Consider the following 21,541-nt stretch of genomic DNA (forward strand, 5'->3'; position numbering starts at 1 on the left):
CCCTACTCCGCCGCTTCCATCATCTCGCGCTCGACCGGGCGCGGATTGGCTGAATAGAGATCGATCCGCTCCTCGATCAGCGGGCGGAAATGACGGATGAGGCCCTGGATCGGCCAAGCTGCGGCGTCGCCCAGCGCGCAGATCGTGTGACCTTCAATCTGGGTCGTCACCTGCAGCAGCATGTCGATCTCGCGCTTCTGAGCCTCGCCGCGTGCCATGCGCTGCATCACGCGCCACATCCAGCCCGTGCCCTCGCGGCAGGGCGTGCACTGGCCGCAGCTCTCATGCTTGAAGAAGGCCGCGATGCGGGCGATCGCTTTGATCACATCGGTCGACTTGTCCATGACGAGGACGCCGGCCGTGCCGAAGGAGGACTTCACGGCGCGGGTGCCGTCGAAATCCATGATCAGCTCTTCGCAGTCCTTGGCCGGGATGATCGGGCAGGATGCGCCACCGGGAATGATCGCCAGCAGATTGTCCCAGCCGCCACGCACGCCGCCGCCATGCTTCTCGATCAATTCCTTGAACGGAATGCCCATCGCCTCTTCGACGATGCAGGGCGTGTTCACATGGCCGGAAATGCCGAACAGCTTGGTGCCGACATTATTGGGCCGCCCGATCGACGAGAACCAGGTCGCGCCGCGACGCAGGATGGTCGGCGCCACCGCGATCGATTCGACGTTGTTGACGGTCGTCGGGCAGCCATAGAGGCCAACATTGGCCGGGAATGGCGGCTTCAGGCGCGGCTGGCCCTTCTTGCCTTCCAGGCTCTCGAGCAGAGCCGTTTCCTCGCCACAAATATAGGCGCCGGCACCATGGGCGACATAGATGTCCATGTCCCAATCATGGACATTGTTCTTGCCGATAAGCCGCGCCTCATAGGCTTGGTCGATTGCGGCCTGAAGATGCTCACGCTCGCGGATGAACTCGCCGCGCACATAGATGTAGGCGACATGGGCGCCCATCGCGAAGCCGGCGATCAGGCAGCCTTCGACAAGGTGATGCGGATCGTGGCGCAGGATCTCGCGATCCTTGCAGGTGCCGGGCTCCGATTCGTCGGCATTGACGACCAGGTAGTGCGGGCGGCCATCGTTGACCTTGGGCATGAACGACCATTTGAGGCCGGTCGAGAAGCCGGCGCCGCCGCGGCCGCGCAGTCCCGAGGCCTTCATCTGGTCGATGATCCAGTCGCGTCCAGCCTGCAGAATCGTGGCGGTGCCATCCCAGGAGCCGCGCTTCAGCGCGCCTTGCAGACCCCAGTCCTTGGCACCGTAGATGTTGGTGAAGATGCGGTCCTTGTCAGCCAGCATGGTCCGCCCTCACTCTTTCTTGCCTGCCGGAGACGGATCAACCGTGCCGGCTTGAGACACTTCGACCGTGCCCTTGTCTGGCCGTACCGCCGGGTCGGATGCCGGCTTCGACTGGTCGACCTGGTTCGGAACCTTCTCCTTGTCGGCCTCGGCCTGCACCTTGACCGCCGGATCGACGGGATGCTTGGCCGGCGCGGGATCGGCAGCGGCCTTCGCGGCCGCGGCGGCTTCGGCAGCCTTGGCCTCTTCCGCTGCGGCGCGCGCCGCAATGGCCTCGCGGGCGGCGGCGAGGCCGGCCCCCTGCCCCACCATCGAGCCGTCATAGAGTTCGGGGCTCACCAGAACCCTGGCTCCGCCTTCCGGCATCGACTGGAAACGATCGATCTGCGGACCCGGCTTCAGCGGCCGGCCAGCCTCGATATCGTCGATCAGCCGGCCAAGGCTTTCGCGTGTCAGATCCTCATAAGTGTCCGGGACGATCTGGATCATCGGCGCATTGACGCAGGCGCCGAGGCACTCGACCTCTTCCCACGACAGATCGCCATTCGCCGAAACGTGGAACGGATCGTGATGGATGCGGTTGCGGCAAACCTCGATCAGTTCGCCGGCGCCACGCAGCATGCAGGGCGTCGTGCCGCAGACCTGGATATGGGCTTTCCTGCCGACCGGCGCGAGCAGGAACATCGTGTAGAAGGTCGCGACCTCGAGCACGCGAATATAGGCCATGTCGAGGAAGTCCGCGACGAAGCGGATCGCTGGCTCCGACACCCAGCCTTCCTGCTGCTGGACGCGCCACAATATCTGGATGACCGCCGAAGCCTGCTTGCCGGCGGGGAATTTCTGGACCTGCTCCTGCGCCCAAGCCAGATTCTCGGCCGAAAGGGCAAAGTCGGCGGGCTGCTCGGCGGCGAGACGACGAACGGACATCAGCGGTCTACCTCTCCGAACACGATGTCGATCGAACCCAGGATGGCGGATACGTCAGCCAGCATGTGGCCGCGACAGAGATGATCCATGGCCTGAAGATGGGCAAAGCCCGGCGCACGGATCTTGCAGCGATAGGGCCTGTTGGTGCCGTTCGCGACGAGATACACGCCGAATTCTCCCTTGGGCGCCTCGACCGCGGCGTAAACCTCGCCGGCGGGGACGTGATAGCCCTCGGTGTAAAGCTTGAAGTGATGGATGAGCGCCTCCATCGAGCGCTTCATCTCGCCGCGCTTAGGCGGCACGACCTTGCCATCGGCCGAGGAGACCGGGCCGGAGGCCTCCGTCGTCAACAGCCGCTTGACCACCTGGCGCATGATCTTGATCGATTCGCGCATCTCGGCCATGCGGACGAGATAGCGGTCATAGCAATCGCCATGCGTGCCGACCGGAATGTCGAAGTCGAGTTCGGAGTAGCACTCATAGGGCTGCGAGCGACGCAGGTCCCAGGCGGCGCCGGCGCTGCGCACCATCACGCCCGAGAAGCCCCATTTCCAGGACTCTTCCAGCGAGATCACGCCGATATCGACATTGCGCTGCTTGAAGATTCGGTTGCCGGTGACGAGGCGATCGAGATCGTCGAGCTGGCGCACGCAGCCATCGCAGAAATCGCCGATATCCTCGACCAGCTTCTGCGGGATGTCCTGATGGACGCCGCCGGGGCGGAAATAGGCCGCATGCATGCGCGAGCCGGATGCGCGCTCATAGAAGATCATGAGCTTCTCGCGTTCCTCGAAGCCCCAGACCGGCGGAGTGAGCGCGCCGACGTCGAGCGCCCAGGTCGTGACATTGAGGATGTGCGAAAGCAGGCGACCGATCTCGGAATAGAGCACGCGGATCAGCTGGCCGCGCTTCGGCACCTCGATGCCGAGCAGCTTTTCGACCGCGAGCGCGTAGGCATGCTCCTGGTTCATCGGCGCGACATAATCGAGCCGGTCGAAATAGGGCACGGCCTGCAGATAGGTCTTCTGCTCGATCAGCTTCTCGGTGCCGCGGTGCAGAAGGCCGATATGCGGATCGACCCGCTCGACAACCTCGCCGTTGAGCTCCAGCACGAGGCGCAACACGCCGTGGGCCGAGGGATGTTCCGGCCCGAAATTGATATTGAAGGTGCGAACCTCAGCCTGTGCCATCGATCGCCTCAGCTCGGCTTCTTGTCTGCTGCCTTCTCGTCGCCCGGCAGCACGTAGTCCGTGCCCTCCCAGGGTGACAAAAAGTCAAAATCGCGGAATTCCTGCGGTAGGCGCACCGGTTCGTAGACGACGCGCTTCATCTCGTCGTCGTAGCGCACCTCGACATAGCCGGTCAGCGGAAAGTCCTTCCGCAGCGGATGCCCGTCAAAACCATAATCCGTCAGAATGCGGCGGAGATCCGGATGGCCGACGAACAGGATGCCGTAGAGGTCATAGGCCTCGCGCTCGAACCAGTTGGCGCCCGGCAGGATCGGCGTGATCGAGGGGACCATGGTGGTCTCGTCGGCCTGGACCGTCAGGCGCAGGCGGAGATTTCGGCTCGGCGAAAGCAGATGATAGACGACATCGAAGCGCTTCTCGCGCTCCGGATAATCAGCTCCGCACACATCGATGATCGAGAGGAAGCGATATTTGGGGTCGTCGACGAGCCAGGCGACGACATCGGCGATCGCATCATGCGCGACGCCGACATTCAATTCGCCATAGGCAATATCGTAGCCGAGGATGGCTTCGCCGCGGCTATCCGCGATGTAGGCGCCGAGTTCGTTGAGGATTTCGTCCACCATGTCGACCTCAGCGCTCGATCGTGCCGGTGCGGCGGATCTTCTTCTGCAGGAGAAGAATTCCGTAGAGAAGCGCCTCGGCCGTCGGCGGGCAGCCCGGAACATAGATGTCGACGGGAACGACGCGGTCGCAGCCGCGAACGACCGCATAGGAGAAGTGATAATAGCCGCCGCCATTGGCGCACGAGCCCATCGAGATGACGTAGCGGGGCTCCGGCATCTGGTCGTAGACCTTGCGCAGAGCCGGCGCCATCTTGTTGGTCAGCGTGCCGGCGACGATCATCACGTCGGACTGGCGCGGCGAGCCGCGCGGTGCCGCGCCCCAGCGCTCCATGTCGTAGCGCGGCATCGACGCTTGCATCATCTCCACGGCGCAGCAGGCGAGGCCGAACTGCATCCACATCAGCGAGCCGGTGCGCGCCCAGGTGATCAGGTCTTGAGTCGCCGCGACGAAGAAGCCCTTGTCGGCGAGTTCGTTGTTCACTTCCATGAAGAAGCGGTCGTCATGCCCAATCGGCTTGCCCGACGGATCGACGAGGCCGCGCGGCTGCTGGGCGACCAGCGTACCGGATGCGGGGGCGTTGGAGGACGAGCTCAATCCCATTCGAGCGCTCCCTTCTTCCACTCATAGATGAAGCCGATGGTCAGAACGGCAAGGAAGACCATCATCGACCAGAAGCCGAACCAGCCGAGATCGCCGAATACCACGGCCCACGGAAACAGGAAGGCGGCCTCAAGATCGAAAATGATGAAGAGGATGGCCACGAGATAGAAGCGCACATCGAACTGCATGCGCGCATCATCGAATGCATTGAAGCCGCACTCGTAGGCAGAGAGCTTTTCCGGATCTGGATTGCGATACGCGACCAGGAAGGATGAAACGAGGAGCGCGAGGCCGATGACCAGGGCAATGCCCAGAAAGACCACGATCGGCAGATATTCGCGTAAGAGGTCACTCATCGTCCGGCTCCCGGGCTCCATCGGAGGGGTTTCCGATGATGCGGCGCAATAAGTCCGCCAAGCACTTCACTCGACTAGGCTATCGGACAGCGGCGCATCGCGGGCCAGCCGACGTCTGGTCGGGGGAAAACATGAGGCGAGGCTTAGCGGAGCCGGGAGAACGTGGCAAGCCCCGCACCACGGCGCCAAGCGGCCGAAGCTGAGGCAGAAGCACCTTTGCTGGGCCGGAATTAGGCGTGACGTTAGAACTGGAACAATGAAAACATCAATGCGCGCGGCGAAATGTCCCGACCTGTCACCGCGTCAGGGTCGCGATGCAGCTCCCGACGGGTATCGACAGCTTTTTTGGGTCCACGAACAAAAACGGTTGGCGTGACTTATCCGCTGCAGCGCAGCATGGAATGGGAAGCACGAGTGGCCGCGTCGAAAACGAACCCTGAGCCCGTTCCGCGCGAACCCGCGCGACGAGGAAGGCGCGGCGCGCATGGCGGCGATGCGCCTCCCCGCTTGTCGACACCGAGCCCCGCGGGCATCTTCCCCGGGGAGGTCGACGCGATGCGCCAGAGCGACGGCAAAGGATCAGAATGACAGCGAGCCCTGCCCCGAGGACCGGTGAAGGCGGCACCGCGCCGGCTTCGCGAATCGACTGGATGCTGCTTGAGCGGTCTCTCCGCTTCTCGATCACGGTTATGACGCCCATTGCCGTCACGCAGGCCTTCGGCATGCAGAACTGGCTGGTCTTCGCCATGGTCGCGGGCATCGTCGCGTTTGCGGGCGACGCCGGTGGCCGGCCGGGCGCGCGGCTCCTGTGGATGGCGACCGGTCCGCTGGCACTTTGCATCGGGCTGCTGCTCGGCTCGATCTCGCTCGCTCATCCGCTCTTCGTTATCGCGCTCTCCATGACCGCGGGTCTGTTCTATGGCGTCGTCGAGACGTCGCATCCCCATCTCCTGCTCGCGGCGCGCTTCTTCGCCTTTGGCATCGTGCTGGCCGGGCTCGTCTTCCCCCCGGCTCCGATCGACTATCTCGCGATCCTGGTGATGCTCGCCTACTCCTGGCTGGTATCGCTGGCCTTCGATCTGCCGCGCCGATCCTGGCAGGCCCTCACCGTACCGCCCTTCATTGCGATGTGGCCCGGCCTGGCGCTGCGATCGCGGGAGCGCTGGGCGTTCGGCGCCTCCGTCGCGATCGCCGTCGGCCTTGCGTTGGCGACCACGCACTGGACCGGCGCCACGCGGCCCTCCTGGGCCTGCCTGACGATCCTGATGGTGATGCGGTCTGAGGTCGCGAGCAGCCTTCGCCTTTCGGTCGAGCGCGTGGTGGGAACGCTCGCTGGCGTCATCATCGCGGTGCTCGTCGCCCATAACGGCTCGGAGTCCGTGATGCTGCTCGTCATGGCGCTGGCGGCCTTCGTCCGCTGGCCGGCGCAGCAGGTCCACAACGCGCTCGGCGTCTTCTGCCTCACCGTGTTTGTGCTGCTGATGGTGGAACTCGTCACACCGGATGGCAGTCAGGCGGATATGCTGCTGCATGAGCGTTTCTACGACACGCTGATCGGCGCCGTGGCGGCCGGGTTCGGGCTTCTCGCTTTTCCTGTGCTTCGGCGCCTTTTCGCGCTCGCCGCGCCGGATGACGGCGCCAGACGGAACGATGATCATGACCAGGGCGTCGCCTGACTTCATCACTTTCACCGGGATCGACGAGCGCACGTCCCTCGGCAGACTGACCGAACTCTCGGCGCGCTATCCGATCGAATGGGGCGTGCTGATGGATCCGGGGCGCCAGGGGAAAGATCCGCGTTTTCCGAGTACCGAGGCGCTGGCCGACATCCTGACGAGCGAGCTCCGCCTCGCCGGGCACCTTTGCGGCAACCATGCCGATGGGGTCCGGAACGGGGAACTTGCCAGAGCGTCGTTCGACCTTTCCCGGTTCGGGCGCATCCAGATCAACAGCCACAAGGTGTCCGTCGCCGAGGCGGCTCGATTCGGCCGCAGGATCGGACGGCGCTGCATCCTCCCCTGCGGCGGCGACCGCTTTCCCGAGAGCAACGCCGTCGACTGGCTGCATGATCTTTCCGGCGGCCGGGGCCGCGAGACCGCTCACTGGCCGCCTCACCCCGGCCGTCTGGCAGGCTATGCGGGCGGTATCGGGCCCGACAATGCCGGCCAGATCGTCGCAGCCATCGCGGCGGATGGCCCCTACTGGATCGATATGGAGACGCGGATCCGCCGCGACGACTGGCTCGACCTCGATCAGTGCGAACGCGTCTGCGTAGCCGTCTACGGCGCCTGAGCCGCTTGCCGACGGTTCGGTTCTGGTCGAGCCATGCGCGTAGGCCGCGTTAGTCGTCCGGCAAAGAATCCACAGCCAATATCGATAAGCGGGCGAGAGTCGTGGCACTCAAGCCCACGACACCCGGCATGACAGGCCGGAAGCGGTGGCAAGGTTCATGCAGCGTGCGTACCCGGGCCGGCGCGGCGAGAGAAGCGCGGGACCGCTGACCTTTCGGGATCGATCCGAATCGACGGTCGACCCCCGGCTCGGGCACTCGTTCCTGCGCGTCAACAAGCCTCCAAGGCTTGTCGCTTTCTACTTCTCGTCGCATGTCTAGTGGATAGTATGTTTGCGTCAGTCCTTTGGTCGCATCCTCCCATGCGACCTTCTTAACGTTTTATACACAGAAGGAACAAGGAATTGAATACAATTCGAATGAACAACGATTTCGTTGTACTGAATCGGGCGACGTCGGACCCCGGCAAGCTCGCGAAGGCTGAGGCCGCCAAGGCGATCCGCGATATCGGCTATGACAATTTGCATGTCGACATCGATACGCTGAATGCGACGTGCTGGTGCCTCATGGATCCGGTGGGCAAGCCCTCCTACACGCACGGCTTGATGCACGACATCAGCCGGATGCAGACGGCGATCACGCAGAGCTTCGCGAACCTCTCTAGCCCGGCCGAAGCGCCCTTCTCCTGGTTCGTCATGGCCTCGGCCGTGCCGGGGATCTACAATCTGGGCGGCGACCTCGGACACTTCGCGCAGCGCATCCGCAGCCGCGACCTGTCAGCGATGCGGCACTACGGCCATGTCGCCGTCGAGGCCATCCACCGCAATGCCGTCGCTTTCGACGCGCCGGTGGTGACGATGGCGCTGGTTCAGGGCGATGCGTTGGGCGGCGGTTTCGAGCACGCCCTCTCCTTCGACCTGATCGTCGCCGAGCGCAGCGCGAAGATGGGCCTGCCCGAGATCCTGTTCAACATGTTCCCCGGCATGGGCGCCTACAGCTTCCTGTCGCGGCGCATGACCCGTGATAAGGCGGAGGCGCTCATCCTGTCGGGCCGTATCCACACGGCTGAAGAGCTGTACGATATGGGCGTCGTGGATGTGCTGGCGGAAGACGGTCAGGGCCAGTCAGCCGTGCAGGACTATATTGCGCGCCACAACCGCAAGCACAACGCCCACCAGTCGCTCTATCGGGCACGGCGGCGCGTCAATCCTGTGACCCTCGACGAGTTGATCGACGTTGTCGATATCTGGGCCGAAGCGGCATTGAACCTGACGGAAGCCGATCTTCGCAAAATGGACCGGCTCTGCGCGGCGCAGGACCGCAGGCTGGCGACACTCCATTCCAGCATGCCCGTTCTGGTGGCCGCCGAATGAGGTCGCTCGGCGATGCGCCCGCCGGGCGCATCGCCTGCCGCCTTCAGCCGAGGCCCGCTTCGCGCGCCGAATAGGCGCGCATGGCTTTCTGCGTGCGCTTCAGTTCCGCCCTGGCCTGCCGCGTGAAATCCTCGGCGCGCGCCCGCAATTCATCACTCCGCAGGTCTCGCCAGGATGCGCAGATCCGGCCGAGGGCCAGAGCGCCAATATTCGCCGAGCTGCTCTGCAGGGCGTGGTCATCGCTGCGGAAGGTCTCGAGATCGCCCTTGGCGGCGCTCTTGGCCAGCCGCTCCAGCAGGATCTCGGCGTCCGAGAGATAATCCTCCATCAATTCGATCACGAATTCCGCGCTTCCCAGCTTCTGCAGCCGCTCGATCACCACCTCGTCCAGGCTCGGCAGAACAGCCGGTCGAACCAAGGCAGGCCGAGCCTCGCCGGGTACGGGCCTCTCGGGGCCGTCCCGAGCCAGTCGGTCGACGAGTGCCAGCAGCACGGAGGGCTCAACCGGCTTGATGAGACAATCGTCCATGCCCGCCTCGCGCCAGCGATTGCCCATCAGAGCGGTCGCGTCGGCGGTCAGGCCCACGATGGGGAGCCGCCGCCCACCCGTGGCCATCATCCGAAACAGCTTCGTGGCCTCCAGCCCGTCGGTGTCGGGCATGTTGAAGTCCATCAGCACGATATCGAATTGATCCGCCCGCTCCTCCAGCAGGTCGAGCGCCTGGTCGCCCGTCTCCGCCAACCGCACGGAATGGCCGGCGGCTTCGAGGATGCGGGAGAAGACGCGCTGGTTGATGCGATTATCGTCCGCCAGCAAGATGCGACGGGGCCGGCGCGGCGGAACCTCGTCTGGCGTCGCAGCTTGCTCCGCCGATGGCGCCGGGGCCGCCAGACGGCAAGCGATCGTCAACGCACGGCGCAGCTCGGCCGCCGTCGGATGCTGCGAAAGAAGGCAGGCGCTGCGCTGCCGGATCGCCATCGCCGGCAATGTCGGCAGGGCGTCCGGTCGGATCAGGACGACCTTCGGCGCGGGTCCCGCCGCGCTCGTCGACATGAGCGGCAGATTGACGGTGTCCGGGTCGAAGAGTAGGCGAACGGCATTGGCGGCCTGCGGCGGGAACATGCGCGCCGGCCCGCGGCTCGGATCGGCGATCATAGGCGCCGCCCCCAGCGCGCCAAGCATGGCGACCAACTCCGCCAGCGGGGCCGCATCGCGGCAGACGAGGACGACGCCGCGTTCACGCCAGGGCTCTTCGGTTGTGAGGCCCTCGTCCGGCAGCGCCAAGGTGAGGATGTCGAAACGGAAGGTACTGCCTTCGCCCAGGGAGCTTTCGACGGAAATCGAGCCTCCCAGCAGTTCCACCAGCCGCCGCGCGATGGCGAGGCCCAGCCCCGTGCCGCCGAAGCGGTTCATGATGCTGGGATTGGCCTGCGTGAAATCCTCGAAGATCCGCTCCTGGTCCTTCGGCGCAATGCCGATGCCCGTATCGGTGATTTCCAGCGTCAACCGGACACCGCCATCCTCCTGCGGCTCGCCGTCCACCGCGATCGTCACGCCGCCATCGCGGGTGAACTTCACGGCATTGCCAACCAGATTGACCAGGATCTCGTGCAAGTGCTGGCGGCTGCCAAGCAGCCTTAGCGGCGTGCGCGCGGTGATGTGAATGTCGAAGCTCAATCCCCGTTCGCGCACCTGACTTTCAACCAGCCGGCGCGCGTCCACGAGCAGCGCGACGAGGTCGATCGGCTCCTTCGAGACCGGCATGCGCCCGGCCTCGATCCGCGAGAGATCGAGCAGGCTGTTGATCAGCGACTGAAGCGAACGGGTGGCGACATCGACGGTCTCGACCATGTCGCGCTGGTCGGCGGCGAGCGGGCTGACCCGCAACAATCCGGTCATGCCGACAATCGCGGTCAGCGGGGTGCGCAATTCATGGCTGACGCTGGCGAGGAAGAGGCTCTTCGCCTGGCTCGCCTCCTCGGCGGCCTCCGTGGCCTGCGAGAGCTTGCGAATAAGCGTGCCGGCATAGGCTGGCAGGATGACGAGCCCGCCAAGCAGCCCCGCCGAGAGATGCCAGCGATGGAACCAGAAGGGCGTCGTCAAGACCACGATGCCAAAGCACGCCGTCGCAACCGGAATAGCGACGGCCAGCGAAACCAGACCGAAACGGAAGCCGTTGCCGAAAATGATCCAGAGGTAGATGGGGAAGAATAGCGAGGCGACCTCGCCGCCCAGATGCAACTGCCAGGAAAGGAAGCCGCAATCCATCAGCAGGGCAAAGAGGCGCCGGCCGCGCGAACGCCCTGGAAAAAACAGGATATGCCCCAGCACCCCCAGCGCGAGGGCGATGTAGAGCACCATCACGTTCAGAGCGGGGGCCGTATCGTCACCGGATGGCGACATCACCAGAACGATGACGATGATGATGGCGAAGATGAGCCGGTTGAAGCTCATCTCATGTTCGCTATCGGGCCGGTCCCGGAGTCGTTCGGCCATCCAGTGAAGCAGCGTGGTCAATGGCCGGAGCACCCTAGACGGTGCGGGCATGCTCATTCTCCATCGAGGCCTGCCGGCGCTCGGTGCCCACCTTAGCGTACTGCGCCATCCAGCCGGCAAATTCATCCGCCGGAACTGGTCGGCTGAAATAATAACCCTGCCCCTCGTCACAGCCCTCCGAACGCAGGAGCTGGAGTTGGGACTCCGTCTCGACGCCTTCAGCCAGCACCTGGAGATGCAGGATATGGCCGAGGTCGATGATGGTACGCACGATCGCCAGTGCGCTGGGATCGCTCCCGAGATCCTGGACGAAAGAACGGTCGATCTTCAGCCGGTGCAGCGGAAAGCTGCGGAGATAACTCAGCGAGGAATAGCCGGTGCCGAAATCGTCGACCGACAGGGTTACGCCCAGCGACCGCAGGATGTGCATCTGCTTGACGATCTGCTCGTCATTGCCGAGCAGGATGCCCTCCGTCAGTTCCAGCTCCAGCGATGTCGGCCGCATACCGCTGGCTGCGAGAGCGTCCTTGACCAGCGTTTCCACGCCCTGGCGCTTGAACTGGATCGGCGACATGTTGACGGCGACGCGGAGATCACCCAGTCCGGACGCTTCCCACGCCGCGCCCTGGCGACAGGCCTCGTTCAGGACCCATTCATTGATGGGGAGAATCAAGCCCGTTTCTTCCGCTAGGCTCAGGAACGAGCCGGGGGACAGCAGGCCGCGCTGCGGATGCTGCCAGCGCAACAGCGCTTCGACCCCTACGACCCTGTCGCCGCGCAGATCGATCTGCGGCTGATAGTGGAGCGTGAATTCCCGGCGCGACAGCGCACCGCGCAATTCGGCCTCCATCTGCACCGTCTGGTTGGCTCGCGGGCGCATGTCGGGGGCGAAGAAGCGCCATGTGCCGCCGCCGAGCGACTTGGCGAGGTACATCGCCTGGTCCGAGTTCTTGAGGAGTTCGTCCGGGTCCGTCCCATCGAGGGGGGCCAGGGTGACGCCGATACTGGCGCCGATATTGAGCGACAGCCGACTGTCCGATTCGCTGTTAAGCAGGTCGAGGACCGACTGGGCCAGCCTTCCCGCGTCATCAGGGCCATTAATGTCAGGTTGCAGAACGGCGAACTCGTCGCCGCCAAGACGCGCCACGGTATGGCTCTCGCCGACAAGTTCCGAGAGGGCTTCAGCGACACGCTGAAGCAGTTCATCGCCCCAATGATGGCCATGCGCATCATTGACGGCCTTGAAGCGGTCGAGATCGATGAAATGCAGGGCGAAATTCTGATCGCCCCGACGGCCGCGCGCGAGTTCGCGCCGCAGATGATCCCGCAGTAGCAAGCGGTTCGGCAGGCCGGTCAGCAAGTCATGGTTGGCGATGTGCAGCAGTCGGCGCTCGGCCTGGCGCTGGTCGGTGATGTCGATCGATGTCGAAAGGACGCTCGCGATCTCGCCCATCCCGTCATAGAGCGGGGCCTTGCTGGTGAGAAAAATCCGCGGCTCGCCATTCGGCGCCAGCACGTCCTCCTGCCGGGACGATATAGAGCGGCCGCTCTTGAGCACCAGCTGGTCGAGCCGGCGGCTGATATGGGCCCTCTCCTCGCCCAGCAGCGTCTCGATCGGTTGGCCGACCAGATCCTCCGGCTCCTTGCCGTAGAAGGCGGCCTGATGGGCGTTGACGAAGACGCAGCGACCGTTGCGATCGGTTGCGTTGATCATGGCCGGGACGGTGTCGATAACCTGCGCGAGCGCCTCGCGGCTCTCCCGCAGCAACTGTTCCTTGGCGTTCAGGCTGATCTCCAGCAAGTCGGCCCGCTTCGCGAGGAGCAACTGCTGGGTCCTGAGCTTCAGGAGATTCCTGGCCCGGGCGAGGAATTCGACGTGGTCCACCGGGCTCAGCAGGAAGTCCGTCGCTCCCGCCTCCAGCGCGGCGACCCTGAATTGCTGATCGTCGTAGGCCGTTATGACGATAACCGGGACGTCCCGATTGGAGAAATTGTCCCGGACGGCGGCGGTCAGCTCGGCACCGGACATCAACGGCATCTTGTAATCGGTAATGATCAGATCGGCAGTGTTCTCAGCCAGCCAGTCGAGCGCCTTGCGCGGATTTCCGAAGGTCCGGATCTCAAGCTCGGATCCGATCTGCCTCGCCAGCTTCGAATAGATGCGCTGATTGGTCGAGCTGTCGTCGACAATGACGATCGTGTGCATCAGTTCCGGCGCCATGGACACAGGGCGAACCTCTTACGGTAGCGTTAGCAATGCGAAGGGCGACGACCGGCAATGGGTTGCCTTGCAAGCGGCTGTAAAGTGCGTTCCACCTTGATCTATGCGTATACGCTCGTGGCTGGGCAAGAGGTAGCGGCGGCTCGACCGGCCGGAACAATTTGATCCCAACTTAAATATTGCGCCGATGCATCGCCAGGGTCCTCCGTGCCAAGGCTGGAAGCGCCGTGGGTTCGTTCGGGCGTCGGCGATGCCGTCCCGTGCAACTATCGATATCGCCGCGGTTCTGCGCTAAAATTCCGGATGGCTGGCCGCGCCTTCGTAGGGCCGGTTCCCGGTGTCAGCCACGGGGTGGGTATCAGGCCCATTCGGCATCATCCCGTATCGAGCCATCATCCATCCAAGAAATCGAGCCGAATAAGAGGAACGCACGCATGGAATACCGTCAACTGGGGCGCTCGGGTCTCAAGGTCTCCTCTATGGCCTTCGGGACAGCGACTTTCGGCGGCGTCGGGGCACTGTCGAAATGGGGGGCAACCGACGATCAGGAGGCCCGGCGCCTCCTCGACATCTGTATCGACGCGGGAATCAACACCGTCGATACCGCCAATGCCTATTCGAATGGCCGGGCGGAAGAGATCCTGGGCGTGGCGATCGAGGGCCGCCGCAAGGATCTCGTCGTAGCGACAAAGGTCCGCTTCCCCATGGGCTCGGGCCCCAATGACGAAGGGCTTTCCCGCCATCACATCATCGCCGAGTGCGAGGCCAGCCTCCGGCGGCTGCGGACGGATTATATCGACCTCTACCAGCTGCATGAGTGGGACGGGCTGACCCCGCTGGAAGAGACGATGGAAGCGCTCGATACGCTCGTGCGTTCCGGCAAGGTCCGGTATGTCGGCGCTTCGAATTTTTCGGGCTGGCAGCTGATGAAGGCGATGGAAACGGCGCGTTCCAACCGGTTCGTTCCTCTGATCAGCCAGCAGATCTACTATTCGCTGGAATCACGCGACGCCGAATATGAACTGATCCCCGTGACAATCGACCAGGGTCTCGGCGTGCTCGTCTGGAGCCCGCTGGCGGGCGGTCTTCTCTCCGGCAAGTACCGGCGCGGCAAGACGCCCGAGGAAGGTGGACGCCATCTCAATGATTGGCACGAGCCCCCGATCTCCGACCAGGAGCGCCTCTATGACACTGTGGAGATACTGATTTCGATCGCGGAGACGCGTGGGGTCGCTCCGGCGCAGATTGCACTCGCCTGGCTGCTCGGACGTCCGGGCGTCACGTCCGTGATCTTCGGCTCGCGGACGGAAGACCAGCTCCGCCGCAATCTGGGTGCCGCCGAGCTCGTTCTCTCCGCCGAGGAGCGCCAGCAACTCGACGAGGTGAGCCTGCAGCGCCTGATCTATCCCTACTGGCACCAGCGCGACAGCGCCGCGAAGCGTCTGGGCGCGCCCGAGCTCAGCCTCATCCGGCCCTACCTCGGACGTGGAAGGGCCGTCGATCTTAGCAAATAGGGCCGCGGCATCCCGCCGTCGGTGCCAGCCGCGCCATATGCCGTCGCACAAACGTGCGACGGCGACAGCTAGCCTCGGAGGGCCGATCCCGCGATCCAGCCGATGGGTCGCCCTCCGCTCCCGGCAAAGAATCTCGGCCCCGCATGCCGCCCGTGAGCCAGCGCGCCACGAGTGGCCAAGGCCAGCGGGCGCCCGGCAAGGCGGTCCGAATCGCTACCCCCACATCGACGGCGACGATCAATGGCAGCGGCCCGGTATCGGGTGATTCGTCGGCCGGATCGAACGCCTTTGGCGCAGAGCGAACATGGATCGGCATCGCCAGGCGCGACGCGCTCGGTGTGGCGAAAGCCCCGTTCGAAAGGCTCGTTTCCCGATCAGTGCATCGTTGCGTCGGCTAAGGCACAGAGTTCCGCGGAAACGGCGCGAACGCGACTGCGGAGAGGACGGATCAGGCTCAGGAAGGCTGAACCCACCGGCCAGCGTCTCGATCCCGAAGGATCAAGGCCTGAAGCTAAGTGCTTGAAAAGTGGCGGGAGTGACGGGGCTCGAACCCGCGACCTCCGGCGTGACAGGCCGGCGCTCTAACCAACTGAGCTACACCCCCGCTGGGGTCCTCTTTCGAGGCCGACGCTGCGTTGCCGCGTCGTGTGGGCGGTGAAGTACGGCACCCCTTCCGCCAAGTCAAGCTGCCTCGTCACGTTGGCAGCTTCATCCCAAAGCCATGTGGAAAACTGGTGGGCGGTGAGAGACTCGAACTCCCGACATCCTCGGTGTAAACGAGGCGCTCTACCAACTGAGCTAACCGCCCCCACGGGCCACGAGGCGCTTGCCGCCTCGATGCGAAGAGAGCTTTAGGCGATTTTCGGATCGCCTTTCAACCCTTCTCGCCATTTCATCTCGCTTTTGCGAGGTTCAACGGAAACGACCTCGCGCCGCAAGGCGCAAGGCCGGTACCGCTATGGCACAGAAAGCTGTCTTAGTTGACGGCGTCCTTGAGGCCCTTACCGGCCTTGAACTTCGGCGTCTTGGAAGCGGCGATCGCGATCGTCTCGCCAGTGCGCGGATTGCGGCCCTCGCTCGCGGCGCGGGTAGCAACCGAGAAATTGCCGAATCCGATGATCTTGACTTCATCGCCGGACTTCAGGGCATCGGTGATCGCCTCGAACGTGGCATCGACGGCTTCCGCAGCGGCGGCCTTCGAGGACTTGGTGCGCTCGGCAACAGCGGCGATGAGATCGTTCTTGTTCATGATGATCCTTTCCCTGGTCTCATGGCTGAGATCGACTCCTTCGACCTCATCCGTGGCGCGAGCAATCTCCGAAAAAGATGGCTCTGGCAAGGGAAAATGGCTGAATTCCGCGACTTTGCTAGAGAATTCGGCAATTCTTCACACGAAAACGCCCGCCGGAAAGGCGGGCGCTCTCATTTATCGACTTGTCAAGGGGTCAGTGCGCGGTCAGCGCCGACCCATCCTCCTCCGCGGCGATGGCCGCCTTGGCGTCTGCCTTGGGATCAACCTTGCTTTCATCCCAGACGATCGGCTCCGGCTTTCGGACCAGCGCATGCGCCAGGACGTCGTCCATCCGGGCCACCGGGATGATCTCCAGACCGTTCTTCACATTGTCCGGGATCTCGGTGAGATCCTTGGCATTGTCCTCCGGGATCATGACCTTCTTGATCCCGGCACGCAGCGCCGCAAGCAGCTTCTCCTTCAGACCGCCGATCGGCAGAACACGGCCCCGCAAGGTGATCTCGCCGGTCATGGCGACATCCTTGCGAACCGGAATGCCGGTCATGGTCGAGACGATCGCCGTCACCATCGCAATGCCGGCCGAGGGTCCATCCTTGGGCGTCGCGCCTTCCGGCACGTGCACATGGATGTCGCGACGGTCGAAGAGCGGCGGCTCGATGCCGAAATCGACGGCCCTCGAGCGGACATAGGAAGCCGCCGCCGAGATCGATTCCTTCATCACGTCACGCAGATTGCCGGTGACCGTCATGCGGCCCTTGCCGGGCATCATGACGCCTTCGATCGTCAGGATCTCGCCGCCGACTTCCGTCCAGGCAAGGCCGGTGACGACACCGACCTGATCCTCAAGCTCGACCTCGCCATACCGATAGCGAGGAACGCCGAGATATTCCTCGACGACCGCCTCGTCGACTTTGATCGACTTCTTGTCCGACAGGATCAGTTCCTTGACCGCCTTGCGGGCCAAAGTCGCGATCTCGCGCTCCAGGCTGCGGACGCCCGCCTCCCTCGTGTAGCGACGGATGACAAAGCGCAGCGCCTCGTTCTCGACCGAGAACTCCTTGTCGGAAAGGCCATGGTTCTTCATGACTTTCGGCATGAGATGCTTGTGCGCGATCTCGAGCTTCTCGTCCTCGGTATAGCCGGCGATACGGATGATCTCCATCCGGTCCATCAGCGGGCCGGGGATGTTCAGCGTGTTCGCCGTCGTCACGAACATCACGTTCGACAGGTCATAATCGACCTCGAGGTAATGGTCGTTGAACGTGCCGTTCTGCTCCGGATCCAGCACCTCCAGCAGCGCCGAGGACGGATCGCCGCGAAAGTCCTGGCCCATCTTGTCGATCTCATCGAGCAGGAAGAGCGGATTGGACTTCTTGGCTTTCTTCATCGACTGGATGACCTTGCCGGGCATCGAACCGATATAGGTGCGCCGATGGCCGCGGATCTCGGCCTCGTCACGAACGCCGCCGAGCGACATGCGGACATATTCACGTCCCGTCGCCTTGGCGATCGACTTGGCGAGCGAGGTCTTGCCGACGCCAGGCGGGCCGACGAGGCACAGGATCGGCCCCTTCAGCGTGTTGGCGCGGCTCTGCACGGCCAGGTACTCGACGATGCGGTCCTTGACCTTGTCGAGGCCATAGTGGTCCGCGTCGAGAATCTCCTGCGCATAGCGCAGGTCGTTCTTGACCTTGGACTTCTTGCCCCACGGAATGCCGAGCAGCCAATCGAGATAATTGCGCACGACGGTCGCTTCCGCCGACATCGGCGACATCTGGCGAAGCTTCTTCAATTCGCCCTGCGCCTTTTCGCGCGCTTCTTTCGAGAGCTTGGTCTTGGCGATGCGCTCCTCGAGTTCGGCGAGTTCGTCCTTGCCGTCCTCCTGGTCGCCCAGCTCCTTCTGGATCGCCTTCATCTGCTCGTTCAGATAGTACTCGCGCTGCGTCTTCTCCATCTGGCGCTTTACGCGCGAGCGGATGCGCTTTTCCACCTGCAGAACGGAGATCTCGCTCTCCATGAGGCCGAGCACGCGTTCCAGCCGCTCGCCGACCGTTCCGAGCGCCAGGATCTGCTGCTTCTCCGGGATCTTGATCGCCAGATGAGAGGCAACGGTATCGGCGAGCTTCGAGTAGTCCTCGATCTGCGTCACCGCGCCGACGACCTCGGGCGAGACCTTCTTGTTGAGCTTCACATAGTTCTCGAACTCGGACACGACCGAGCGAGCCAGCGCCTCGACCTCGACCTTGTCGCCTTCGGCGTCCGGCAAGGGATGGGCGTAAGCCTCATAATAGGTCTCGTGGTCGGTGTAGCGCTGGACCTCGGCACGCGAGATGCCCTCGACCAGAACCTTGACCGTGCCGTCGGGCAACTTCAGCAGCTGCAGGACGCTCGCCAGCGTGCCGATCGGATAGATCGCATCGGGGAGCGGATCATCGTCGCCTGGATTCTGCTGCGTCGCGAGCAGGATGTGCTTGTCGGCGCGCATGACCTCCTCAAGCGCGCGGATCGACTTCTCGCGGCCGACGAAGAGCGGCACGATCATGTGCGGGAACACCACGATGTCGCGCAGGGGCAGGACCGGATAGAGTTCGTCGCCCATGGGAAGGCCGAGCGAACGCTTGGGTTCGGTTGTCATTCTGGTTCCTTTCACAACCGGTACGGCCCCGAAGGCACCGTTCGGCCTGGAAGTCGAGCAACGGCTCTTGGGAGGAAGCCGCAACTCGACTCGTCGGTTCGTGCGTCTGGCGACGCGTTGCTCATTAGGTGGCGTTGCCGCCTAGGGGTGTCAAGCACTGCTCCTTTACCGAACGGTCATGTTTGCAGGACCAATGCACAAACCCTGCCAGCACAGCCGCGAAGGCTGGTTGCCCCAGGTCATAATGTATGGCGTGCCGGAGTCTAATATGCCGTCTCGACCAGAGCACCCCCGGAGGACTCCCATGCCACGCATCCGCTCGACGATCGCCGCCGCAACCGCGACCCTCGCCCTTCTCGCGACCAGCCTCGCGCCGGCCGACGCCTGTACCCGGGCCGTCTATATCGGCTCGGACAATACCGTGATCACGGGTCGCTCGATGGACTGGCTTGAAGACATGCATACGAGGCTCTGGGCGTTCCCGCGCGGCATAAAGCGCGACGGCGCCGCGGGGCCGGGCTCGCCGGTCTGGACGTCAAAATATGGCAGCATCGTCGCTTCCGGCTATGACATCGGCACGGCCGACGGCATGAACGAGGCCGGACTGGTAGCGAACCTGCTCTACCTGACCGAATCCGACTACGGCTCAACCCATGGCAAGCCGCCGCTCTCGATGGCGCTTTGGGCGCAGTATGTGCTCGACAATTTCGCCACCGTGGCTGACGCCGTCACGGCCTTGGAGAAGGAGCCGTTCCGTGTCCAGACGGCCAAGCTGCCGAACGGCAAAGCCGCGCAACTGCACCTGTCGATTTCCGACGCGACCGGTGACTCGGCGATCTTCCAATATATCGGCGGGAAGCTGGTGATCTATCACGGCGAGCAGTATCGCGTGATGACCAACTCGCCGACCTATGACCAGCAATTGGCGCTCAACAGCTATTGGCAGGAGATCGGCGGGCTCACCTTCCTGCCCGGCACGAACCGGGCCGCCGATCGCTTCGCCCGCGCCGATTTCCTGATCCACGCCATTCCGACCAAGATCGCGCCGACCTATATCAGCGCCGTCCCGAACCAGAGCTTCGACAATCAGGCGGTGGCGAGCGTCATGGGCGTCATGCGCTCGGTCTCGGTGCCGCTCGGCATCACGACGCCGGGCCAGCCGAACATCTCCTCGACCATCTGGCGGACGGTCGCTGACCAGAAGAACAAGGTCTATTTCTTCGATTCCTCCACCAGCCCCAACACTTTCTGGGTGCCGCTCGCCGATCTCGACCTGAAAGAAGGCGCGCCGGTGATGATGCTCGACATAACGGGCGGGAAGGTCTTCGCAGGAAATGCGGCGGACAAGTTCGTCGAGACGAAGCCGTTCACGTTCATGGAAGTGGTGCCGACGCAATAGCGTCCACTCTCATGCGCAGGCCCTGTGCGTCGGCCGTCGCTTGCTCCTGCCCTTATCGGACAGCGCCAGCCGGGTCTGCCAACGGCGTTCATACGCCTCGAAACGAGGGGCCGCGCAAGGCGCTGCCCCTGCACGACGATGACAGCGGCCGGTTGACAGGCTCGGCGCGCCCGCAGTAAGTCGCTGTCGTCGAAAATGGCTGGCTTGGTCTCGGTAGGCCCAAGCCCTTCTCCCTGGCGGAGAAGCTCTGGTCCACGCTTGGCGTGTGATCCCCCGACAGTCCCCCGCGCCTCGGCGCGTCCCGGGTCTGTCTGGTAGCCGGTTCGAACTGCCTGCTTCGACCGACCCGCTCATCAAGGAGCCGTTCATGTCGGTCGTCGATTCATCCCGTTCTGTTCTCGTCTATCTCGCCAATGGCGTGCAAGGCGGAGCGGTCGTTCGGGCTGCGCTTTGCAGCGGGTTCAAGGTCCGGGCCCTCGTGCGCGACCGCGGAGGCAGCCACGCGCTGGCGGCACGAGACGTCGAACTCGTCGAAGGCGACCTGCGCGATCCCACGGCGCTGCTGGCTGCCAGCGCCGGCGTCGGGCATGCCGTGCTTCAGGTTCCCATTGGTCCGGCCGATCAGATGCTGACAATGGCAGCCAATGCGGTGACGGCATCGCGCGCGGCCGGCCTCCGGTCCATTGCCTTGAAGCTGGCGAGCGCCAGCCGGCCGGCGCCATGCGCCGAGCCCAGCTTCATTGCCAATGCGCAGATCGAGCATCTGGTTCGTAGCGAAGGCCCGCCCTTCGCCGTGGTCCGGCCGACCCTGTATCTGGACAATTTGCTGAAGCCATCCGCCCGCGCCGATATTGTCGGAGACGGCGTGTTCTCACCGCCGATCGACGCATCCCAGCGGATCGCTTGGACATCCGCCGATGATTGCGCGGCGGCAGCCATGGCCTTGCTGGACCGCGGTGTCGATGGTGGCGACCACCTCATCGCCGGGCCGGAAAGCGTCACCGGCGACGAACTGGCCGCCCGGATCTCAACCGGACTCGGGCGCCCGGTCGTCTACCGCGCGCAACCGCTCACCGAATTCGAATCGGAGATCGACGCGGTGATGGGGCAAGGCATGGGGCGGCGAGTCGCGTCGAAATTCCATTTCTTCGCCGGGCAGAAGCGCGAGGCCGACGCGATGCTGTCCGTTGCCTTCGAAGCGTCGGGCGCGCTCGCCGGCTTCGAGCCCAGTTCGATTGAGGCCTGGGTCCGGCGCCATCGTCAGGATTTTCTGGCGCCGGTGCATCCCGAGCGAGCCGCCGGGTGAAATGAAAAGGCCCGGCGGATCGCTCCGCCGGGCCTCCTATGTCT

The 21,541-nt window shown here is 63.9% G+C and carries 16 protein-coding genes and 2 tRNA genes; 6 read left to right on the forward strand and 12 right to left on the reverse strand.

The annotated features are described in order from the left end of the window. Window positions 1-2 precede the first annotated feature (2 nt). Genes nuoF through OSH05_RS00715 form a run of 6 tightly spaced genes read right to left on the reverse strand, consistent with a single transcriptional unit; the run spans window position 3 to window position 5,010 of the window. Window positions 3-1,310 carry an NADH-quinone oxidoreductase subunit NuoF gene (nuoF, locus tag OSH05_RS00690; RefSeq protein ID WP_104218369.1) on the reverse strand — a complete coding sequence of 436 codons (1,308 nt, stop codon included), beginning with the start codon at window positions 1,308-1,310 and terminating at the stop codon, window positions 3-5. Window positions 1,311-1,319: 9 nt separating this feature from the next. Next, window positions 1,320-2,237, reverse strand: coding sequence for an NADH-quinone oxidoreductase subunit NuoE (nuoE, locus tag OSH05_RS00695; RefSeq protein ID WP_104218370.1), 918 nt, complete (start codon window positions 2,235-2,237; stop codon window positions 1,320-1,322). Further along, complete coding sequence (locus OSH05_RS00700; protein ID WP_104218371.1) at window positions 2,237-3,427, reverse strand: NADH-quinone oxidoreductase subunit D; 1,191 nt, start codon at window positions 3,425-3,427, stop codon at window positions 2,237-2,239. The genes nuoE and OSH05_RS00700 overlap by 1 nt, the downstream gene beginning before the upstream one ends. Before the next feature lie 8 nt (window positions 3,428-3,435). Continuing rightward, window positions 3,436-4,050 carry an NADH-quinone oxidoreductase subunit C gene (locus OSH05_RS00705; RefSeq protein WP_104218795.1) on the reverse strand — a complete coding sequence of 205 codons (615 nt, stop codon included), beginning with the start codon at window positions 4,048-4,050 and terminating at the stop codon, window positions 3,436-3,438. A 10-nt stretch (window positions 4,051-4,060) separates the two neighbouring features. Continuing rightward, window positions 4,061-4,654: a NuoB/complex I 20 kDa subunit family protein gene (locus OSH05_RS00710; RefSeq protein ID WP_104218372.1), complete on the reverse strand. Its 594-nt coding sequence runs from the start codon at window positions 4,652-4,654 to the stop codon at window positions 4,061-4,063. Continuing rightward, window positions 4,645-5,010, reverse strand: a complete 366-nt coding sequence (locus OSH05_RS00715; protein WP_104218373.1) for an NADH-quinone oxidoreductase subunit A — start codon at window positions 5,008-5,010, stop codon at window positions 4,645-4,647. The genes OSH05_RS00710 and OSH05_RS00715 overlap by 10 nt, the downstream gene beginning before the upstream one ends. A gap of 584 nt (window positions 5,011-5,594) precedes the next feature. Between OSH05_RS00715 and OSH05_RS00720 the strand changes: the two genes are divergently transcribed. The 3 genes from OSH05_RS00720 (at window position 5,595) to OSH05_RS00730 (ending at window position 8,673) form a co-directional block, all read left to right on the forward strand. Further along, window positions 5,595-6,686, forward strand: a complete 1,092-nt coding sequence (locus tag OSH05_RS00720; RefSeq protein ID WP_104218374.1) for an FUSC family protein — start codon at window positions 5,595-5,597, stop codon at window positions 6,684-6,686. Further along, a complete protein-coding gene (locus tag OSH05_RS00725; RefSeq protein WP_104218375.1) occupies window positions 6,667-7,302 on the forward strand; it encodes a phosphoribosylanthranilate isomerase in 636 nt (211 codons plus the stop codon). Before OSH05_RS00720 ends, OSH05_RS00725 begins: the two co-directional genes overlap by 20 nt. A 417-nt stretch (window positions 7,303-7,719) precedes the next feature. Next, the gene (locus OSH05_RS00730) at window positions 7,720-8,673 is read left to right on the forward strand and encodes a crotonase/enoyl-CoA hydratase family protein (protein ID WP_104218376.1); all 954 of its coding nucleotides are present in this window, start codon (window positions 7,720-7,722) and stop codon (window positions 8,671-8,673) included. Between the two features lie 43 nt (window positions 8,674-8,716). Here OSH05_RS00730 and OSH05_RS00735 read toward each other — a convergent pair whose 3' ends face one another. Together OSH05_RS00735 and OSH05_RS00740 are read right to left on the reverse strand one after the other, a co-directional pair. Beyond that, the gene (locus OSH05_RS00735; RefSeq protein WP_165801535.1) at window positions 8,717-11,221 is read right to left on the reverse strand and encodes a sensor histidine kinase; all 2,505 of its coding nucleotides are present in this window, start codon (window positions 11,219-11,221) and stop codon (window positions 8,717-8,719) included. Beyond that, complete coding sequence (locus tag OSH05_RS00740; protein WP_266352003.1) at window positions 11,205-13,391, reverse strand: EAL domain-containing response regulator; 2,187 nt, start codon at window positions 13,389-13,391, stop codon at window positions 11,205-11,207. The genes OSH05_RS00735 and OSH05_RS00740 overlap by 17 nt, the downstream gene beginning before the upstream one ends. Window positions 13,392-13,825: 434 nt before the next feature. Between OSH05_RS00740 and OSH05_RS00745 the strand changes: the two genes are divergently transcribed. Further along, window positions 13,826-14,905, forward strand: coding sequence for an aldo/keto reductase (locus tag OSH05_RS00745; RefSeq protein ID WP_104218378.1), 1,080 nt, complete (start codon window positions 13,826-13,828; stop codon window positions 14,903-14,905). A gap of 527 nt (window positions 14,906-15,432) precedes the next feature. Here the strand turns inward: OSH05_RS00745 and OSH05_RS00750 are convergent. The 4 genes from OSH05_RS00750 to lon form a co-directional block, all read right to left on the reverse strand. Next, window positions 15,433-15,509 (reverse strand) — tRNA-Asp (locus tag OSH05_RS00750). A gap of 128 nt (window positions 15,510-15,637) precedes the next feature. Next, window positions 15,638-15,713, reverse strand: a tRNA-Val gene (locus OSH05_RS00755). Window positions 15,714-15,881: 168 nt separating this feature from the next. After that, window positions 15,882-16,154, reverse strand: a complete 273-nt coding sequence (locus tag OSH05_RS00760; RefSeq protein WP_104218380.1) for an HU family DNA-binding protein — start codon at window positions 16,152-16,154, stop codon at window positions 15,882-15,884. A gap of 196 nt (window positions 16,155-16,350) precedes the next feature. After that, complete coding sequence (lon, locus tag OSH05_RS00765) at window positions 16,351-18,792, reverse strand: endopeptidase La (protein WP_104218381.1); 2,442 nt, start codon at window positions 18,790-18,792, stop codon at window positions 16,351-16,353. 304 nt (window positions 18,793-19,096) lie between these two features. On the opposite strand from lon, the gene OSH05_RS00770 reads away from it, so the two are divergent. Further along, window positions 19,097-20,191 carry a linear amide C-N hydrolase gene (locus OSH05_RS00770; RefSeq protein ID WP_104218382.1) on the forward strand — a complete coding sequence of 365 codons (1,095 nt, stop codon included), beginning with the start codon at window positions 19,097-19,099 and terminating at the stop codon, window positions 20,189-20,191. 367 nt (window positions 20,192-20,558) lie between these two features. Further along, window positions 20,559-21,497, forward strand: coding sequence for an SDR family oxidoreductase (locus OSH05_RS00775; protein WP_104218383.1), 939 nt, complete (start codon window positions 20,559-20,561; stop codon window positions 21,495-21,497). Window positions 21,498-21,541 lie beyond the last annotated feature (44 nt).

The sequence above is a fragment of the Kaistia algarum genome, from assembly GCF_026343945.1.
GTDB classification, from domain to species: domain Bacteria; phylum Pseudomonadota; class Alphaproteobacteria; order Rhizobiales; family Kaistiaceae; genus Kaistia; species Kaistia algarum.

Coding starts and splice junctions, on each gene's coding strand:
- nuoF (WP_104218369.1), bottom strand. CDS start 1,310: ATGCTGGCTGACAAGGACCGCATCTTCACCAACATCTACGGTGCCAAG.
- nuoE (WP_104218370.1), bottom strand. CDS start 2,237: ATGTCCGTTCGTCGTCTCGCCGCCGAGCAGCCCGCCGACTTTGCCCTT.
- OSH05_RS00700 (WP_104218371.1), bottom strand. CDS start 3,427: ATGGCACAGGCTGAGGTTCGCACCTTCAATATCAATTTCGGGCCGGAA.
- OSH05_RS00710 (WP_104218372.1), bottom strand. CDS start 4,654: ATGGGATTGAGCTCGTCCTCCAACGCCCCCGCATCCGGTACGCTGGTC.
- OSH05_RS00715 (WP_104218373.1), bottom strand. CDS start 5,010: ATGAGTGACCTCTTACGCGAATATCTGCCGATCGTGGTCTTTCTGGGC.
- OSH05_RS00720 (WP_104218374.1), top strand. CDS start 5,595: ATGACAGCGAGCCCTGCCCCGAGGACCGGTGAAGGCGGCACCGCGCCG.
- OSH05_RS00725 (WP_104218375.1), top strand. CDS start 6,667: ATGACCAGGGCGTCGCCTGACTTCATCACTTTCACCGGGATCGACGAG.
- OSH05_RS00730 (WP_104218376.1), top strand. CDS start 7,720: ATGAACAACGATTTCGTTGTACTGAATCGGGCGACGTCGGACCCCGGC.
- OSH05_RS00735 (WP_165801535.1), bottom strand. CDS start 11,221: ATGCCCGCACCGTCTAGGGTGCTCCGGCCATTGACCACGCTGCTTCAC.
- OSH05_RS00740 (WP_266352003.1), bottom strand. CDS start 13,391: ATGGCGCCGGAACTGATGCACACGATCGTCATTGTCGACGACAGCTCG.
- OSH05_RS00745 (WP_104218378.1), top strand. CDS start 13,826: ATGGAATACCGTCAACTGGGGCGCTCGGGTCTCAAGGTCTCCTCTATG.
- OSH05_RS00760 (WP_104218380.1), bottom strand. CDS start 16,154: ATGAACAAGAACGATCTCATCGCCGCTGTTGCCGAGCGCACCAAGTCC.
- lon (WP_104218381.1), bottom strand. CDS start 18,792: ATGACAACCGAACCCAAGCGTTCGCTCGGCCTTCCCATGGGCGACGAA.
- OSH05_RS00770 (WP_104218382.1), top strand. CDS start 19,097: ATGCCACGCATCCGCTCGACGATCGCCGCCGCAACCGCGACCCTCGCC.
- OSH05_RS00775 (WP_104218383.1), top strand. CDS start 20,559: ATGTCGGTCGTCGATTCATCCCGTTCTGTTCTCGTCTATCTCGCCAAT.